The 18,328-nt window shown below is 39.1% G+C and carries 19 protein-coding genes; 8 read left to right on the forward strand and 11 right to left on the reverse strand.

Going from position 1 to position 18,328, the window contains the following annotated elements:
- Positions 1-81: 81 nt before the first annotated feature.
- Positions 82-333, reverse strand: a complete 252-nt coding sequence (locus tag J8L71_RS12600) for a succinate dehydrogenase assembly factor 2 (protein WP_211000839.1) — start codon at positions 331-333, stop codon at positions 82-84.
- 164 nt (positions 334-497) lie between these two features.
- On the opposite strand from J8L71_RS12600, the gene ygfZ reads away from it, so the two are divergent.
- Complete coding sequence (gene ygfZ, locus J8L71_RS12605) at positions 498-1,409, forward strand: tRNA-modifying protein YgfZ (protein WP_211000840.1); 912 nt, start codon at positions 498-500, stop codon at positions 1,407-1,409.
- Between the two features lie 12 nt (positions 1,410-1,421).
- Positions 1,422-1,907: a peptidylprolyl isomerase gene (locus J8L71_RS12610; RefSeq protein ID WP_211000841.1), complete on the forward strand. Its 486-nt coding sequence runs from the start codon at positions 1,422-1,424 to the stop codon at positions 1,905-1,907.
- 37 nt (positions 1,908-1,944) lie between these two features.
- Here the strand turns inward: J8L71_RS12610 and J8L71_RS12615 are convergent, their stop codons facing one another.
- Genes J8L71_RS12615 through J8L71_RS12625 form a run of 3 tightly spaced genes read right to left on the reverse strand, consistent with a single transcriptional unit; the run spans position 1,945 to position 3,633 of the window.
- Positions 1,945-2,433 (reverse strand): hypothetical protein, encoded by a 489-nt coding sequence (locus J8L71_RS12615; RefSeq protein ID WP_211000842.1) that lies wholly within the window; start codon positions 2,431-2,433, stop codon positions 1,945-1,947.
- A gap of 23 nt (positions 2,434-2,456) precedes the next feature.
- The gene (locus J8L71_RS12620) at positions 2,457-3,269 is read right to left on the reverse strand and encodes a DUF481 domain-containing protein (protein WP_211000843.1); all 813 of its coding nucleotides are present in this window, start codon (positions 3,267-3,269) and stop codon (positions 2,457-2,459) included.
- A 43-nt stretch (positions 3,270-3,312) separates the two neighbouring features.
- Positions 3,313-3,633 (reverse strand): HI1450 family dsDNA-mimic protein, encoded by a 321-nt coding sequence (locus J8L71_RS12625; RefSeq protein ID WP_211000844.1) that lies wholly within the window; start codon positions 3,631-3,633, stop codon positions 3,313-3,315.
- A 341-nt stretch (positions 3,634-3,974) separates the two neighbouring features.
- Here J8L71_RS12625 and J8L71_RS12630 point away from each other — a divergent pair, with 341 nt between their 5' ends.
- The 4 genes from J8L71_RS12630 to J8L71_RS12645 all read left to right on the forward strand — a co-directional run bounded on the left by J8L71_RS12630 (position 3,975) and on the right by J8L71_RS12645 (position 6,773).
- Positions 3,975-4,766, forward strand: a complete 792-nt coding sequence (locus J8L71_RS12630) for a crotonase/enoyl-CoA hydratase family protein (protein ID WP_211000845.1) — start codon at positions 3,975-3,977, stop codon at positions 4,764-4,766.
- A gap of 71 nt (positions 4,767-4,837) precedes the next feature.
- Positions 4,838-5,191 (forward strand): CidA/LrgA family protein, encoded by a 354-nt coding sequence (locus J8L71_RS12635; protein WP_211000846.1) that lies wholly within the window; start codon positions 4,838-4,840, stop codon positions 5,189-5,191.
- The gene (locus J8L71_RS12640) at positions 5,184-5,903 is read left to right on the forward strand and encodes an LrgB family protein (protein WP_211000847.1); all 720 of its coding nucleotides are present in this window, start codon (positions 5,184-5,186) and stop codon (positions 5,901-5,903) included. Before J8L71_RS12635 ends, J8L71_RS12640 begins: the two co-directional genes overlap by 8 nt.
- Positions 5,904-5,942: 39 nt before the next feature.
- Positions 5,943-6,773: a mechanosensitive ion channel family protein gene (locus J8L71_RS12645; protein WP_211000848.1), complete on the forward strand. Its 831-nt coding sequence runs from the start codon at positions 5,943-5,945 to the stop codon at positions 6,771-6,773.
- A gap of 53 nt (positions 6,774-6,826) precedes the next feature.
- On the opposite strand, the gene J8L71_RS12650 is transcribed toward J8L71_RS12645, so the two are convergent.
- Positions 6,827-7,309, reverse strand: a complete 483-nt coding sequence (locus J8L71_RS12650) for a winged helix-turn-helix transcriptional regulator (protein ID WP_211000849.1) — start codon at positions 7,307-7,309, stop codon at positions 6,827-6,829.
- Between the two features lie 169 nt (positions 7,310-7,478).
- Here J8L71_RS12650 and putA point away from each other — a divergent pair, with 169 nt between their 5' ends.
- Together putA and J8L71_RS12660 are read left to right on the forward strand one after the other, a co-directional pair.
- Positions 7,479-11,282, forward strand: a complete 3,804-nt coding sequence (gene putA / locus J8L71_RS12655; RefSeq protein WP_211000850.1) for a bifunctional proline dehydrogenase/L-glutamate gamma-semialdehyde dehydrogenase PutA — start codon at positions 7,479-7,481, stop codon at positions 11,280-11,282.
- Between the two features lie 118 nt (positions 11,283-11,400).
- Positions 11,401-12,594, forward strand: a complete 1,194-nt coding sequence (locus J8L71_RS12660) for an HD-GYP domain-containing protein (protein ID WP_211000851.1) — start codon at positions 11,401-11,403, stop codon at positions 12,592-12,594.
- 66 nt (positions 12,595-12,660) lie between these two features.
- Here the strand turns inward: J8L71_RS12660 and J8L71_RS12665 are convergent, their stop codons facing one another.
- The 6 genes from J8L71_RS12665 to J8L71_RS12690 form a co-directional block, all read right to left on the reverse strand.
- Complete coding sequence (locus tag J8L71_RS12665) at positions 12,661-13,725, reverse strand: general secretion pathway protein GspB (RefSeq protein WP_211000852.1); 1,065 nt, start codon at positions 13,723-13,725, stop codon at positions 12,661-12,663.
- A gap of 11 nt (positions 13,726-13,736) precedes the next feature.
- Positions 13,737-14,654, reverse strand: coding sequence for an AAA family ATPase (locus J8L71_RS12670; protein WP_211000853.1), 918 nt, complete (start codon positions 14,652-14,654; stop codon positions 13,737-13,739).
- 184 nt (positions 14,655-14,838) lie between these two features.
- Positions 14,839-15,357, reverse strand: a complete 519-nt coding sequence (locus J8L71_RS12675; protein ID WP_211000909.1) for a DUF1566 domain-containing protein — start codon at positions 15,355-15,357, stop codon at positions 14,839-14,841.
- A 9-nt stretch (positions 15,358-15,366) separates the two neighbouring features.
- On the reverse strand, positions 15,367-17,019 hold the full coding sequence (locus J8L71_RS12680) for a DUF1566 domain-containing protein (RefSeq protein ID WP_211000854.1): 1,653 nt from the start codon (positions 17,017-17,019) through the stop codon (positions 15,367-15,369).
- A 68-nt stretch (positions 17,020-17,087) separates the two neighbouring features.
- Positions 17,088-17,420, reverse strand: a complete 333-nt coding sequence (locus J8L71_RS12685) for a hypothetical protein (RefSeq protein ID WP_211000855.1) — start codon at positions 17,418-17,420, stop codon at positions 17,088-17,090.
- Positions 17,421-17,441: 21 nt separating this feature from the next.
- The gene (locus J8L71_RS12690; protein ID WP_211000856.1) at positions 17,442-18,146 is read right to left on the reverse strand and encodes a DUF2982 domain-containing protein; all 705 of its coding nucleotides are present in this window, start codon (positions 18,144-18,146) and stop codon (positions 17,442-17,444) included.
- Between the last annotated feature and the right edge of the window lie 182 nt (positions 18,147-18,328).

An 18,328-nucleotide genomic window follows, 5' to 3' on the forward strand; every position in this document is an offset into this window, starting at 1 on the left:
AACAAACAAAATAGTAAAGTGAGCACGCAAAAAAAGACCACAATCGGTTTGTGGTCTGCTTTATTATTTGTAACTAAAAACCTATACACGAACTCGGTCTAAGATAAGAGTAACCATGCTGTTAAGCTCTTCATTTTTGCATTCTTCGTGGCCCATAAACCATGCAAATAAATCAGGGTCTTCTTGCGTTAGTAAACGCTGAAAAATAGCTTGTTGTTTTGCATTCAGCGAGTCATATGCTTCTTCTACAAACGGCATAAACAAAACATCTAGCTCCAACATGCCACGACGACAGGCCCAACGAATACGTGCTTTACTATGAATTTCAACCATTTTAAACCTCATACTTAATTAACCTGAGTTTACCAAAATCAGGTGTACTTAGCAGCTATTAATCATTCATTAAATAATAAACTAATCGTTATAGTTGCTTGCCTGTACCATACGTAACAACTGCGTTATTATGTCACTTCATTTGTATTGCAAAGAAGGTTTTTATGTCGAGCGTTTATGCATGTCCGTTATCTCATCAGCTTATTAGCCTTACAGGTGCTGATAAATTATCTTATTTGCACGGGCAAATCACTCAAGATCTCAATAAATTAACCAGCAATAACTATTTATGGGCTGGCCATTGCAGCGCTAAAGGTAAACTTTGGGGCGTATTTAAATTATTTTCTTATCAAGATAGTTATTACCTAGCTGGTAGCGAAGCCGAAGTAGAAAAATCGTTAGCTGAACTTAAAAAGTATGCTGTGTTTGCTAAAGTCGAAATTAGCGAATGCTCTAAACGCTTAATTGGTTTAATTGGCGATGACCTTACCAATATACTTACACAGCTTGGTATTCATTTTGAAGGCGATGCGAACGCATGCGATTTTGATAACGGTAAAGCACTTAAATTAGAAACTAATCGTGTGTTGTTAATGGTAGATAGCCAATTTAGCATGCCTGATAGCGTATCAACCCTTGATAACGAGGCACTTTGGCAGCAAGCAGCAATGCTCGCTGGCGAGCCTCAATTAAGCAGTGACGCGGTAGGTGAGTACGTACCACAAATGGTGAACTTACAAGCTATTGGCGGTATTAGTTTTAAAAAAGGTTGTTACACAGGCCAAGAAACCGTAGCCCGTATGAAATACTTAGGTAAAAACAAACGTGCTATGTATATCGTTTCTGGGCAGAGCGAAGGCTTGCTGGATGAGCCAGATTTAGAAACTCAGTTAGGTGAAAACTGGCGACGTGCAGGTAAACTGATTGCACAAAGCTTTGATGAGCAATCTAATAAATTAACGGGCCTTGTTGTGTTGCCTAACGATACCGATGTAACTCAGGTACTTCGTGCAAAACACACACCTCAGGTAGAGCTAAGCATTCTGCCTCTACCATACTCTCTTGAAGATGAATAAATAGGAATGACTATGATCGTTGCGGCAAATAAAGTAGTAAAAATGCATTACTCAGTAATGGATAATGATGGCAATAGTATTGATAACTCGTTCGGTGGTGAACCGTTAGTTTTTATTGTTGGCACTGGCTACTTAATTTCAGGCCTAGAAAACGCGTTACAAGGTAAACAAGCTGGCGATACGCTAAGCGTAAAAGTAGAACCAGAAGATGGTTACGGCGAGCGCCACGACCACTTAATGCAAGCAGTACCTAAGTCAATGTTTGAAGGCATGGAAATTGAAGTAGGTATGCAATTTCGTGCATCAACTGATGATGGCGACCAATCTGTAATGATCATCGATATTCAAGATGAAGAAGTGATTGTAGATGGTAACAACCCGCTTGCAGGTATTACACTTAACTTTGATGTAGAGATTTTAGAAGTACGTGATGCAAGTGAAGAAGAATTATCACATGGACACGTTCATGGTGAAGGTGGCTGTGGTCACGACCACTAGATAAACACCTATAAAAAAAGCGCCTAAGGCGCTTTTTTTATATCATATTATTACGCTTGACCACTTTGGGCTCGCTTTGTTGCTTTTTAGGCTCTGCCATTGATACATTATTTTGTTTAAGGGCACTTAATAAACCTTGTTGATCGTTAGTTCCTAAACGATACATAGTGCCATCTTTAAGCGTTAATTGTACTGCACTAAACCCCGACACAGAATATACCCAGCCGTCGTGCGTAATACGCATACCAATACCATGTCTGTAAGAATTTTGAACTGCTTTCGCTTCTATAATTTCGCTCAACTGAACACTTTGCCCTGCAACGCCTGGGCCAAACGCCCAACTAATAGCGTTATCATTTACTTTAATTGTTAAGCCATGAAATAAAAAACCCACCAGCACTAATATACCGGCAAATATCATTAAAGGAGCATCAGCCCCTATTAAATTCCATGCCAGTGAAACAAAACCACCAATCCACGCCAATACAAAAAATATAAACACTGCGTACTGCTTATGCTGATACATAATTATCTCTAAATTAAAAAATATTAAAAGCTGTATACTAAGGTAGCGCTCAACTCAGTATCGTGCTTGAGGTTATCGTCTTCTGGTTTTGAATTATAACGATACATATAGGCAAATTTAAGTGATACGGCACCAATCACTTGGCTAATCAGTGAGGTTTCTGATTTTAAACGTGAGTTTAACCCAGAAAGTGATTGTTCAATACTCAAGTATTGGTTAAAACGAGTACGTTTGGAAACTAACCTTTCCCATTGCATTGCTACCCGCACCAGATAACCGGTCTTATTTTTTTCATCTTCGCTCACTTGCGACTCATCATCAGCAACTGAGCGATACAAGCCAGGACCAATATCAATATCAACTTTGTTTTTAACCCCTTGATATACTCGAGCACCGTACCCGGTCGCTAGCGTGCTTTTAAAATCAAGGCCACTAAATTCATCTTCTTCGTAATCGCCATAAATAAAAAGTGAAGAGTTTTTTACGCCTACTTTGTAATTACCTTGAGCTGATACAAATATACGGTTTGCAGTAACATCTGTCTCGCCCGTTTCGTCATTATCATCGCGTTTGTAAAGGGAATCTATTTTGAATTGATTTCGCCACTTCTTAAAGTCTTGGTATAAATTACCTTTGAATTTAAAGCTTGTAGAGTTGATATTACCTTTGCTCAAAATTAAGCCAAATTCGGTATCACCATAAAACATTTCACCTTTGTGTAACTCATGAATTTCTTCATCTGAAAGCTTGCCATATTCATTAAAATCCTCAAATGGATCAACCGCCCAACTTGAGCTACTAATCATCAAAAGAATTAAAAGTAAATACTTACGCACAGAACTCTCTCTGATACACAATTAGAACAAGTAAGCGTAATGCTTACATTGTTTCTTTCCATAAAATATGACAAAACGGTGCATCTTTATCACGGCTGATTAAAATTTTTGCAAATAGCACATCGTCGGCTTCAAACTCTAAACCCACTAATACTTGAATAAAGTGTTCAGGCTCTATTTCAAGTGCTACAAAGTCTTGCCATTGTTCGTCAGGTTCACCTTCTTCAATGAAACCAAGCTCTTCTCGGTATTCGTTAAAGTCCTCAACGTCTTTATCGCTAAGGTTATTTGGCGCCAACTCTAAAAAAATATCATAGGCTTGGTGAGTAGCTTCTTCTTCTGTATATAAACGTGGACCCGACATAGTGCTTAACCTTAAGCTTTAAAGTGGTGTCATAATATCAAAACTAGAAACAAGTTTGAGAAAAATACGCTTAAAAAACAGTTTTTTTTGTTACCGAGTCATACTTAATTCAGCATCTAACAACTTCACCACTTGGTGAATCTGCTAAGCCTTTGAATAAAAACGTTAACTATATTTATTGTTAACAGTAACCTATTAACTCTGGTCTCGGTAAAAAATTAATACATGCTAAATCAGCTCATTATGACTAAAAGATTACTAAATAATTCAATTTAATTTTTATAAATATGTACTTAGCGTTTATAACAACTTAAGCTCAAAAGAGGTCAGAGGAGTACACGATGATAAAATTAGAAAAGCAAAATAATATTGCGACTGTCACACTTTGCAGAGCAGATAAACAAAATGCTCTAAGCTTTGAGATGTTTGTACAGTTAAAAAAAATAATCAATAACATCAAACAAGATCGCAGCATTAGAGCTGTAGTTATTAAAGGCGAAGGTGACCACTTTTGTGCAGGGCTTGATGTAGCTGCTGTTATGGCATCCCCCTTTAACATTGTAAAACTACTATTTAAGTGGCTGCCGGGTAATCAAAATTTAGCGCAAAAGGTCACCCTTGGCTGGCAATCGTTAAGTATTCCGGTTATTGCTCAAATTGATGGCAACTGCTTAGGAGGGGGATTACAAATAGCCTTAGGAGCCGACTACAGAATTGTTAATTACAATGCAAAACTGGCAATTATGGAAGCTCGTTGGGGACTTTGCCCTGATATGGGCGCAAATGTAGTACTAAGCGGGCTTGTAAAACGCGATCAGGCGCAATGGCTTGCAAGTCATGCAAACCCTATTAGTGCTCAACAAGCGAAACAATTAGGGTTAGTTACTCAACTCACCGACGATACACACGCAACAACACACAATATGTTAAACACATTACTTGAGCGCTCGCCAGATACATTAGCTGCAATTAAACGTATAACACAGCAAAGCTATAAGCTTAATCAACGTAAAATATTAGCTAAAGAAACATTTAGCCAAGTGCGATTACTGCTAAGCCCCAACACTAAAAAAGCAATAGCTAAAGCTAAGGGTAAAGCGGATATAACCTACAATAATGCCAAGCCTTGGTAATACTAATGCTCTATGCACCGCATACAAAAATTTGTTAAAGTTATATCCTCATTTTATTTTAAGTTACTTAAATGAAGTACTTACTCAGCAGCGCTATTATTTTACTGTGTTTAGCATTAGCAAAATTAGTTATACATTTTATTGGTGGCAGCTTTCCTGCGCCACTTCTTGCAATGGTTTTTTTACTTATTTTATTACTCTCTGGCGCTTTAAAAGAGCATCATGTAAAACCTTGCGCATCACCCATATTGAATATTATGCCAATATTTTTCATTCCGGCTGGCGTCGGCTTTATTGAGCATATAGGCCTTATAAAATCAAACTGGCCTTTTTTAGCCTCTGTTGTATTACTTGTCCCTGCTACTACTTTACTGCTGGTAAGTGCGGTTATGGCTTACTTTAAAGGCAAAGAAAATAATGACTGAACTAACCCCTGATTTATGGTGGTTGAGCATCCCCTTTATTGTTGTCTTGTTCTTAGTGCTTAGAGCCTTTAACAAGAAAGTACAAAATGGTGTTTTAAAATCACTTACTAACCCAGTATTTTTAAGTATTGCTATTATTGCTTTGCTGCTCGTTAATTTAAATCTACCCTACTCTCAATTTGCTTCTCACAGTCAACTACTTAGCTGGTTGTTAGAGCCTGCAATCGTTGCCTTAGCACTGCCTCTCTATCAACAATTTGTTCATGTACGAAAAAATTTACTACTCATAGTGAGTACCTGCAGTTTAGGGATTGTTAACGCCACGGTGGTTGCATTTGTTCTGAGTATATTATTCGACGCACCTACCCACTTGAGTGCATCGGTTGCAGCTTTAAGTGTTACAACGCCCATCTCTTTAATCGTGACGGACTCCTTAGGAGGAATAAGTTCACTCGCCGCCGTCCTAGTTATTTTTATAGGCTTACTTGGAGGCTTGTTTGGTTTTATGCTATTTAAACTGGCTACAATTTATAATCACGAAGCACAAGGTGTTGCAATGGGTACCGCCTGTCATGCAATTGGAACCGCAGCCGCACTTGCTGAACACCCAAAGACAGGCGCATTTTCGTCTGTTGCTATGGCGTTAAGCGCCTTACTAACAGCGATTATAGTCCCTCTACTGTATCCTTTTTTAGTCAACACTTTGCTATAGTTAGCAAAAATCGCATTACCTATATTTAAAGAGCCTATTATGATCAGTTCTGAAATAGAACAATTTGAAAAATACTACACCATGCTCACCGAGTATTTAGTTACCTACAGTATGCAAATTGTAGGCGCTATTTTTATATTATTATTAGGCCTTTGGATAGCAAAAAAAATAGCTAATGTGGTTGCGAGTTTAATGACTCGCCATAATATTGACGTCACGTTAACTAACTTCGTAAGCAATCTTGTTAAAGTTTTACTTATAGTAATGGTCGTTATTATAGCGCTTGGCAAAATAGGGATAAGTGTTACCCCGTTTGTAGCTGCAATAGGTGCGGCCTCTTTAGGCGCAGGTTTAGCTTTGCAAGGCATGCTATCAAACTATGGTGCTGGTCTTGCCATTATAGCCACACGCCCTTTTGTGGTTGGCGATACCATTGAAGTTAAAAATGTAAGTGGCCAAGTTAAAACCATAGAGCTTGGTTACACCATTTTAATAGATGAAGAAAAAGTAGAAATCACTATTCCTAATAAACATATAATGGGCGAGATAATTCATAACTCATTTAGTTATTCGTTAGTTAAAGGTGAGATAGATATTGCCTATAGTGCATGTGCTGATACTGCAATTGGCCTTATTGAAGACGTACTTAAGGCACATGAATTAGTAGCTAAAAACCCTCATTCTCAAATAGGTATAGAGCGCTTTGCCGATAGCGGCGTCACTATTAGCTACCGCTACTGGGTGCCTACCACAAAAATAATAGAAACAAAGCTCGCTATTAACGGCGGGGTTTATAAAGCTATTAATAACGCTGATATTGAAATACCGTTCCCACAACGCGTAGTAACCATAAATCAAAACGATATTTAGCTTAAAATGCTGATAATAAAAAACCGCATTTAGCGGTTTTTTATTTATGAGGCTTATAAGTCTATTATTAAGCCTTTATCTTTTTTGATCTTTTCGATAACCATATATGTGTGATGAGTCCCTACTCCTGGTATATCAACTAAGTCACCTAGTACTTGCCTGTACTCTTCCATGTTCGACACACGAATTTTTAAAAGGTAGTCATAGCCCCCAGCAACCATGTCACACTCGACGACTTGCTCTATCTTTAATATATGTTCTCTGAATACTTTAAATACAGGAGTATTTGAAGCAACAAGTGATACTTGAACATGGGCCACTAAGCTCTGATTAAGCTTCGCTTCGCTAAGCTTAGCATAGTAGCCTTCAATATAGCCTTCTTGCTCTAAACGCTTTACACGATCAAGGCATGGGCTGGCACTTAAATTAACCTGTTTTGCGAGGTTAACATTAGAAATTCTGCCGTTCTTTTGAAGAACGTCTAATATTGCTAAATCGATACGATCAAGCATGCGTAATCTATTTGGAATGCTCATAACAGAATTTTATGCGGATAAGTTAAATTTATACCCTGTAAATTATCGTAAATCGTGAAATTTAACCAGCATATTCTGCTGAATTTTATTTAGAATGCACTCACAATATCACTGGTAATTTATTGGTAATTAACTTTACTTTAAATCTTAACACTCCTGAGGGTTGCTTATGTTATTCAACGGCGATTTAACAACGACTTGTCCTATTAGACAAAGAATCCGTGACTTTTACCGCATCGATGAAAATGCGGTTATTGATCATATTTTACCGCTTGCTGAGGTTGGCGTAAAAGCACGAAGCCGTGCGTGGGAAAGGGCCCGTCAGATTGTTTTAAACATACGTAAAGACCAAGATGGTCAAAGCGGTGTTGATGCACTTTTAAACGAATTTTCACTTTCAAGTGAAGAAGGCGTTGTACTAATGTGTTTGGCCGAAGCATTGCTTCGCGTACCAGATAAAGCAACTCAAGATGTGCTTATTCGCGACAAGCTAGCTAAAGGCGATTGGAGCTCTCACTTAGGAAGCAGCGATTCATTATTTGTAAACGCATCTTCTTGGGGATTATTAGTTACCGGTAAAATGGTTAACTACACAGACAAAACGAAAGAACAACAGTTTGGCATGCTTAAAAAGACCATTGGTCGCTTAGGCGAGCCTGTTATTCGTAAATCTGTAAACTTTGCTATGAAAATTATGGGTAAGCAATTCGTAATGGGCCGTACCATTGACGAAGCCATTGAACGTGCTGCCGAGACAGAGCAAAAAGGCTATGTATATTCTTACGATATGCTAGGCGAAGGTGCGCGCACTATGAAAGATGCTAAGCGTTACTTCGACAGCTACATGAACGCCATACATTCTATTGGTAAAGCAGCAAATGGCCGTGGTCCAATAAAAAGTCCAGGCATTTCAGTTAAACTATCTGCTATTCATCCTCGTTATGAGTTCACTCATAAAGAACGTGTAATGGCAGAAATTGTACCTAAACTTAAAGAACTTGCGCTGGCAGCTAAAAAGTACGATATCGGTTTTACAGTAGATGCTGAGGAAGCAGACCGTTTAGATATTTCTTTAGATGTTATTGAAGCCGTATTTAGCGATGAAGAATTAGGTAACTGGCAAGGTTTTGGCTTAGCGGTTCAAGCTTATCAAAAGCGTGCTATTTTCGTCATTGAGTGGGTTACCGAACTTGCTACCCGTGTAGGGCGTAAGATGATGGTTCGCCTAGTAAAAGGCGCTTATTGGGATACAGAAATCAAAACCACTCAACAAGATGGTTTGGACCACTACCCAGTATTTACGCGTAAAGCAACAACCGATGTTTCTTACAAAGCGTGTGCGATTAGAATGCTTGAAGCACGCGATGTATTATACCCACAATTTGCTACTCACAATGCTTACACTGCGGCGACTATTTTAGAAGTAGCTAAAGGCGATAACACAGGCTTTGAATTTCAGCGCCTGCACGGTATGGGTGAATCTCTATTTGACCAAATCGTAAATGAAGAAAAAATTCAGTGTCGCGTATATGCCCCCGTAGGTCAGCACGAAGACTTACTTGCGTATCTTGTTCGTCGTTTATTAGAAAATGGCGCTAACTCGTCATTTGTGAATGCGATAGTAGACACAACGAAACCGGTTGAATCTTTATTACCTGACCCTGTTGAGACGCTACAAGGCCTACGAAATAAGTACAATACGCAAATTAAAATGCCAATTGACTTATACGGCGAAGAGCGTGCTAACTCTAAAGGTATGGATTTAACGGATATAAACGTTATTACTCCATTCAAAGAAAATCTTGAAAGCTGGTTCAATGAACATCTAATTGAGCAAAGCCAAGTACCTGAAGGCTCACTTGCAGTTAAAAACCCTGCAAATCATCAAGAAATCATTGGCCACGTTAAGTTACAGTCTGGCGATGAAATGAAAGATATACTGGCAAATGCAGAAGCTGCATTTGAGTCATGGTCGCAAACATCAGTAAAAGAGCGTGCTAACCTATTACGCCGTGTTGCTGATATTTTAGAGCGTCATCACGATGAGCTAGTGGCTATTTGTATTAAAGAAGCGGGTAAAATTGCGCAAGACGGTATTGATGAAGTACGTGAAGCCGTTGATTTTTGTCGTTACTACGCAGCCCGCGCTGAAGAGCTTTCTCAAGATGAGCGTTTTGAAGCCCGTGGCGTTATTTTATGTATTAGCCCGTGGAACTTCCCTCTAGCGATTTTCTTAGGCCAAGTGGCTGCTGCGATTGTTACTGGTAACACTGTCATTGCAAAACCAGCTGAGCAAACAAGCTTAATTGCGCTTCGCGCTATAGAGCTAATGTTATCTGTTGGCTTGCCTGAGCATGTTGTGCAACCTGTTATCGCACGTGGTTCAGAAGTGGGTAAAACAATTGTTCCTGATGAGCGTATTCAAGCTGTTATGTTTACCGGCTCTACAGAAACAGGCACACTTATTTCTCAAACACTTGCTGCACGTAACGATATTCAAGTACCGTTAATTGCAGAAACAGGTGGCCAAAACTGTATGATTGTTGACTCAACAGCGCTCCCTGAGCAAGTTGTTGATGATGTAATTAGTTCGGGTTTCCAAAGTGCTGGACAACGTTGTTCTGCTCTTCGTGTGCTGTTTATTCAAGATGACGTAGCTGATGGCATTATTGAAATGCTTAAAGGCGCATTAGCTGAGTTACACATTGGCGATCCTTCATTACTTTCAACTGATGTTGGCCCAGTAATTGACGAAAAAGCGCTTAAAAACTTAAACGACCACGTTGAGTACTTAAAAGGTAATTCTATACTTCATTACGAGTGTAAAATTTCGGATAACACGCAAAATGGTGCTTACTTCTTCGCGCCTCGTTTATACGAGATTGAAGATTTATCAGTACTTAAGCGTGAAGTATTTGGACCATGTGTTCATATTGTACGTTTTAAATCAAACGATATTGATAACGTAATTGACCAAATAAATAACACAGGTTACGGCTTAACAATGGGTGTACATTCACGCATTGAAGAGCGCTGTGAGTACCTAGCCAAAATGTCACGCGCAGGTAATGTGTACGTAAACCGTAACATGATTGGCGCTATTGTTGGTGTGCAACCATTTGGTGGCCGTGGTTTATCAGGTACGGGTCCTAAAGCAGGTGGTCCTAACTACCTTCAACGTTTAGTGAAAGAAAAAGCATCGCCAGATAACGTGCAAATGACTAACCTGACGCCAGACGAGCTTGATTTACACCATTACAGTGGTGCAAATGAGCAAGTTAAAAAGCTAATGGCTAATTCAATGCGCGATGAAAAAATTTGGCGTGCAACACCATTAAATGACAGAGTTTCGGCTGTGCGTCAGCTGTTAGCTAAAGTCGCAACAGTAGAAATTATTGATGATTTAGCTGATGATTTAGCATTAACTCTATCAGAAGCGCGCGCTCAGCTGAATCGCCTTGAAAAACACATGCGTAAATTTACTACCCTTCCGGGGCCAACAGGTGAATCAAATACCCTTCACCTAGAAGCACGTGGTTGTGTAGTATGCTACGCCGATAAGAGTACTTCATTTAACTTTTGGGCTCTTTCAATAATTACAGCTATTGCAGCCGGTAATACAGTAATTACTGTAGCGTCTGAACTGTTTTATGATGAAGCAGTTGCCTTTAAAGATAAGTTTATCTCTACAGGTGTTGCTGAAGGCGTATTCCAAGTAGCTAAACCTAACCAGTTACAAGCTATTTTGGCGCATCCTCATTTAGCAGGTGCCGTAGTTGCAGCTCGCTCGTCTCGTTTAGGCTACTTCAGCCAACAACTTGCACAGCGTAAAGGTGCTATTTTGCCGGTAATCAGTTCTGAGTATTACGATACATTAATTAAACGCTTGATTACTGAAAAGACCATTAGTGTTGATACAACTGCTTCTGGTGGTAATACTTCACTTATGACGCTTGTTGAAGATGATGAATAATTAACACATACTTTTTCAGTAAGTAATAAAATAAAGGCACTGTAAAGTGCCTTTTTTATTAGTCAGTGACGTATATATTTGCTAATTTATTTAAAGGTTAACAACAGAAGTCTTAAAATTGAAAATTATCCCCATTTCAAAGCTGCTCCCAGGTATGTTTGTACAAAGCGTTACTAAGCAAACTGGACGGATAAAAATCAAAAACCAAGGCTGGGTTAAAACTCAGGTCGGTATTGATAAACTTAAAAAAGCCGGTATTTTAGAAGTCGAAATAGATCCGGATAAGACCCTTGTTGAATCAGTACCTGAAAAGGAATCATCAGCTCCCCCTTCTGTAGCAAAAAAACGTAATCCTTGGCAAAAAACCCACAGCAGTGAACAAGAGATGGGAAAAGCCAAAAAGCTTTACGATGAAGCTAAAACTTTACAGTTAAAAGCATTTAAAGAGATAAAAGCGGGTCGCGATATAGATATAGCGCCATTTAGGGAGCTCGCTAGTGGCTTTATGGATTCTGTTTTCAGAAACCAAGACTCTCTTGCATGCTTAACACAGATGCGCCAAAAAGATGCCTACCTACTCGAACATTCAATAAACGTGTCTATTTTAATGGGTATTTTTGCGAAACACTTAGGTATAGACAAAGATATTATCGTTGAACTAACCACTGGTGCACTATTGCACGATATTGGAAAGATAAAAACTCCTGATGAAGTGCTCAATAAGCCTGGACGTTTAACAGAAGCTGAATTTGAAGTGATGAAGTTGCATGCGCTCCATTCTAAGCAAATACTAGAAGAGGCTGGGCTAACAGGTATTGCTGTAGATATAGCAGGTATGCATCACGAGCGATTAGATGGCAAAGGTTACCCGTTTGGCAAGAAAGGCGACGAAATCAGCTTATACGTTCGCATGGCTTCTATTGTTGACGTATATGATGCACTAACCGCAGAGCGAGTCTACAAATCGGGGATGGAGCCAATTAAAGCTTTTAAAATACTTAAAGACGGATGCCCTGATAGCTTTGATGCTGAGCTATTAACTAAGTTTATCCAATGTATTGGCGTTCACCCGGTAGGCACACTTGTTCGGTTATCGAGCCAAAAAGTGGGCTTAGTAACCGAAAGTAATCCCGAAACACCGTTAAAACCGATTGTTAAAACATTTTATAGTGCTAAACACGGCCGTTACACCGAAGTACAAGATATAGATTTATCGAATAAAAAAACGTCTGACACCTTGGAGTCGGCCATAAAACCAAAAGAATATAATATTGATTTAGAACGTTTTTATAAAAATTCTATTTTACCTTAAAGGTCTTAATTTTTACTAATCAAATATAAAGCCGCATTATGCGGCTTTATATTTACAAACCTCACATTATTGAGGCCAATCTTGAAGTGCTTTTAAACTAAATTCATACCCGTCAAAATCAAGGACACTTTGCTCAGGCGTGATCTCTATAACTGTTAGAGCACCAATACTTTCACCTTCATAAAGCTCTCGTCCATTTAATTTTATCCAGCGCTTATCTGCGCTTGATGAATAAATGTGTGCTTGATATTTTATACTTGGCAGCATCGCTTGCAGACCATCAGGTAACAGCTCTATAGGGTCAACGCGAGAAGATGTACGTGAGCCCTGAGTTACTTCGTAGTCTTGCTCCTGTTCAGAATCTTTTATTGCTTGTGCAAACGCGTCTTTTAATTTAGTAGGCACTGCATCTAACTCAGGATCGCTTTGAGCCGTTGATGTATTTTGCCCTACATTACTATTAACAGGTTTACCCAGCACTTTGTATTTGCTCATATCGAGCCCTGCAGAGCTTGTATTGGGCGCTTGGGCCTGCATAAACGATGAGCTTTGCCCTTGTGCATTATACGCATTGGGGTTGTAGTTCTGCACAGGCTGATTAAACGTATTTTGACTATATCCATTTGCATTTAAAGGCATTTGAACATTATAACCTTGCTGAGTTTGTACTGGGCTGTCAATCATTGGAATATACTGCCCTTGTGGGGTCAGCAACATTTTTTGCACACCAGTTTGTGTTTGTACATATACAAGCTGACCTTCAATAGACGCCTTATTAGTGCCGTCTGAAGTTTTAGTAGACTCCGAAGGTGCCGATTTATTTACTGAGTTCAAAGATGCGGTTTGCTCTTCTTCGCTTACTTTTACAGGCGCTTTAATATCCGCTTTCGTTTTCATAGCTTCGCTAAGTACCGGCTTTTCAAGCAAAGTGCTACTTTGTAGCCACTTACCAGTGGCAAACCCACCAGCGACAGCTATAAAAGCAACAATACTACTACCTAGTACCCAAGCTATTTTACGATAGCGCTTGAGTGCTTTTTGTTGTTTTAATTGCTCTGATTGCATGTCGTACTGCTCAGCGCTCATATCTGCTTGCTGTGATTGCTTTAATGCATCTAATAAATAAGACATTAATCACCTAACTATATAATAAATGAAAGGCCAACACCTGCTGCAAACAATGCAACAAAGGCAAAGCCGTAAGAGGTGTATCCACTTGGTTTTGAAGCGTTATCATCAGTTGCTATAAAATCCATAGGTAATGATTCTTGCGCTGATTTTTTTATTATATCGCTATCAACTATTAGCTTTTGCTTTGCAAAAGCTCCTACTAATGCCCGCTCACATACTAAGTTCATCAAGCGAGGCACTCCGCCAGTTAACTGATGGACTGTTTGCATGGCATCCATTGAAAATATTCCTTTATCACAGCCTGCAATATGTAAACGGTGCTTAATATAGGCCACAGTTTGCCCTGGCGTTAACGGTAATAAGTGATATCGAGCAGTAATACGCTGAGCTAGTTGCCTTAATTCATTTCGTTTTAATAGCTCTTGCAACTCAGGTTGGCCTACGAGCACTATTTGCAGTAACTTTTTATGATCAGTTTCGATGTTAGTTAATAACCGCAGCTGCTCTAGTACATCAGGTGCTAATAATTGGGCTTCATCAATAATAAGTATGGTGTGGCCACCCGATTTATTATTCATTTCTAAATGGCGTTTAATAATATCGGTTAGGCTTTTTAGTGTGGCATTTTGCGAGTCGTAACTAATTTTTAGCTCATCACAAATACTCGCTAAAAGTTCAAGCTCTGATAACGCAGGGTTATGGATCATTGCTACCTGCGTATTTTCTGGCAGCTGCTCTAACATACTGCGCGTAATTGTAGTTTTACCTGTGCCTACTTCGCCCGTTAATAATACAAAGCCGCCATCTTCACCCAATCCATAGGTTAGGTGTGCTAATGCTTCTTTGTGGCGTTCACTTAAAAATAAGTAATGAGGGTTAGGCGAGATCGAAAAAGGTTTTTCGCTAAGGCCAAAATAGCTTAAATACACCGTGATGTTCCTTCGTAATTAAATCACGGCCTATAATGGCAAAAAAACACGCTAAGTAACAATCTTATAAGCACTTTATTGGTGAAATAACGTAAATTTATGTAAAACAAAAAAGCACAGCGTTAAAGCTGTGCTTTTTATTACAGTAGCAGCAAATACTGCATCATTTAAATTGTGCTTTATATTATTTTTCGTAACGAACTAAGCGTAAATACACATTGCTTGTTTTAGCATGTAAACTATTTAACCCGCTATCAAACTGATATACCCACGCTGAGCTCATTGTGCTTACACCTGATGTATTAGACCAATAGTTTTGTAACTCAGTGCCTAAAAAGACTTCTTCATTAATACTGGGCTCTGTACAGCTGTGTTCTAAAATACTGGCCAACTCTTTAATATTAGGCACTTGCCAATCATCGTAATCAGCAGTTGTATCATTTTTTGCACCACGAAGTGCCTCTTGCCAAGTAATTGAAGGTGTCGACCCTTCGCAAAGTTCATTCTCTGCGTTATAAGTTTGCGAGTAACTACATCGTTGCCACATTAAGCCTGTTTCACTGTCAGAAACTGTACCGTCTGTATTTATAGTGAACCTATCTGTTGCGGTGGTTGTGTCTGCACCTGCGTAGCATGTTTGCTCAGCTACAACATTAAAGCTAAGCGCGGTAGCAGCGAGTACATAGAGTAATTTTAATTTCATCATTTTCTCCTAACGACTTCTAACTAAGCGTACATAAGCGGTGTTTTCTTTAGGGTAAGCAAGGTCATTCCCGCTACTCATATCTATAATATAAGCTTGCGATAGACTTGTCCCATCAGCAGCTGTTTGCGATGTCCAATAAGGTAAATCTACATCTTCTATCTCTCCCGCTTGAGGAATGTAAGGAAATAACGATTCGTCTATCAGTACCCTTTGTCCTTGCTTGCCATAGTCAATTAAACCTAAAAGCTCAGTGTACGTTGGTAAGCGCCAATTAGTACCACCACAAAAATCTAACGCATTCACTTCGTTTATATAACTTTGAACACCACAACTTGTATCGTTAGGACACGTGCTATTGGCCGTACTTGTATCTGTAAAAGTAGTTTCTCCTATATCCCAAAAGTAATGATTTTGCCCATCTCGCAATGAGGTGTCTGGCACAACACCTGAAGGCGCACTTTTTACTTCCCACACTAGACCGGTCACATTATCGCGAACACAGGAAAAGTCACTGCTGTCATCAGCGACTTCATCGGCAAACTTATTCAGCTTAGTATAATCAAATGCCAAATTACCTTTTCCAACTTTATCCAGCCTATTAGCGTAACTATCGCGACCGAGCTCAGCATCTTGCTCTGGGAAGTCGTCACTGGCGCAGTTTATTCGTTGGGTATTGTTATAACACTCACCTACGCCGCTATCGTTTATAAGTCCTAGCGCTTTAGGTGTTACATCAACAAATAAAGAGTCAGTATCGGTACGCCCTTTTGAATCTGTTACTGTCACTTCAAAGCTTAATGTCGTATCTGTATCTACATCAGATGCAGTAAATGTGGTTGTGCATTGGCTGGTGCTACTAAGCGTTTCGGCATTACCGGTAAGTTGTTGCCAGCTACACGCATACGTATCTGTCACTGTTTCACTGCTAGTTGCATCTAAGGTAACTAACTCAAACTCTTCCACAGTTTGATCATCCCCAGCATTGGCATCCACCAGCTCATTTGTTTTGTTGAGTGTCATATCGTATTGCGTACTTGCTTGCCCACCTTCATCGTCGGTAATTGTTAATTTCCAAGATAAATTTGTATTACTTTCAAGTAACGGATGAGAAAAGCTGAGCGTTGATTCATCAAAACTTGTTATATCAAGATCTGGACCTGTTAACTGTTCCCATAAATAAGTATCTATTTGGCCATTGTCATCAGGATCGGTGGATTCAAGCGCACTAAGAGTGATTGTATCTTTGTAAACGGAGGGAAGTGTTTCAGGCAAGGTTTGTGTAACTACCACAAGAGGTAACTGATTATTAGAACTAACAGAAATTGTAATCTCGTCACTAACAGCACTACTTCCTGTGCTTTGATAGCTAACTCTTAAAATAATATCGCTGTCACCTTTAACATCGGGTGCAGTAAGAGTTTGCTCGGCGCCATCTAGCGGGAACCCATCTAAGCTTGGACCGCTTACTTGTTGCCACGTAAATGTACCGTCTGCAGGAGAGCCCTGAGCTGTAACAGTAAATTCAGTTTTTTCGATAATTTGTAAATCAGAACCGGCATTTACAGATGACTCTATACCGGTATCATCGCTACCACCACCGCCTCCACACGCACTCAATAAACTGCAAGAAATGAGAGGGATTAAAGCAAACGCTTTCATACAAAGCACCTTTTGTGTCAAATAATTACTATAGTGTAATCGTAAGCAATAAAGATGCCATTAAATAGCTACATATAAGTATCCTGATGGATACGCACAAATAGCTTAGTGCCTATTTTACTGTAATCTACTTTATATTCTCGCCCATCTAAAGCCTGAATAAAAAGCAGCTGTTTTTCTTCACCAAAGACATCGGGGCTTCCTACATAAACCATTTCGAGATAGCGGTCTTTTGCATCACGACGATTTTTAGGAAGCTCCTCTTTAAACGGCTCTAGGCCACTTTGAGTAACTTTGATTTTAGGGTGTATCTCAGAGTTAACTACGACTAAATCAAGTTTTTTGTCTTTATGTATAATGGTATTTCGACCACTTTTTAAAAAGGCTCTGTCTTGGCTCATCTTCTTTCCTACACTCGCAATTTAATTATTAATTTGCGACGCTATAAACTGACTTGGCTGGCGCTTCCATTTATTTAAGTTAGCACTAAATGCCCAAATATCTCTATCTAAAACACTGGCAGGTAATAATAAATCATAACCTGTTAACAGTTGAAGGTGCTTAGTTCTATTAGCAAACATAGCTATAAGTCCAGTATAGCTCTTTCCCTTTAAGGAAATATAATGTGTATCCTCTATCAACCATTCTGACGGGCAATTGCCATTTTTGCAATGCTTTTGAACAACTTGCATAAATAAATTGCGCTGTTCTATTAATAGTTTGCCTGCAATTCGCGGGGCTATGTTTGATAAAAACTCATCTATATCGTTTACTTTAACGCCAACAGCATTAAGCTCTAAGTAATCAACTCCATCCTCGACCTTTGGGATCCCACTGTGATGAAAGTTACCCCAAGACATACTCCACTGACCATATTTATGGTGATATGTTAGCTCAGAGTCACTTAAAACAAGGCTATAATAAGGCTCTTGAGTCTTTAAAAAACCAACAAAAATAGCTGCTATACACAAACTGACTAAAAATATTTCAAGTATGCTAATTTCGACCGGCCGCAATAAATTAAACAGCATAATAAAGGCAAGCCCTACTGCGCCTACTATAAGAATTTCTATTGCATATCGGGCGCCCTGAGCACGATATTTAATTGCTTTATTAGGTTTAGCCATATTGATAAAACACCATATAAAATACAAACATAATAACGGCCCAAAGAATGACCTTTCTGGTGGTTAAACAAAAACTACAAGTGGTTTTAAATTTCATAGATTTACCGTTTTTTCAAAACAAAATAGGAACAGTGAATAAATCTTATTTATTTTTACGCTTAACGCACAAATTTATGAGATAC

It is taken from the genome of Pseudoalteromonas sp. MMG007, assembly GCF_018100985.1.
Taxonomy (GTDB): Bacteria; Pseudomonadota; Gammaproteobacteria; order Enterobacterales; family Alteromonadaceae; genus Pseudoalteromonas.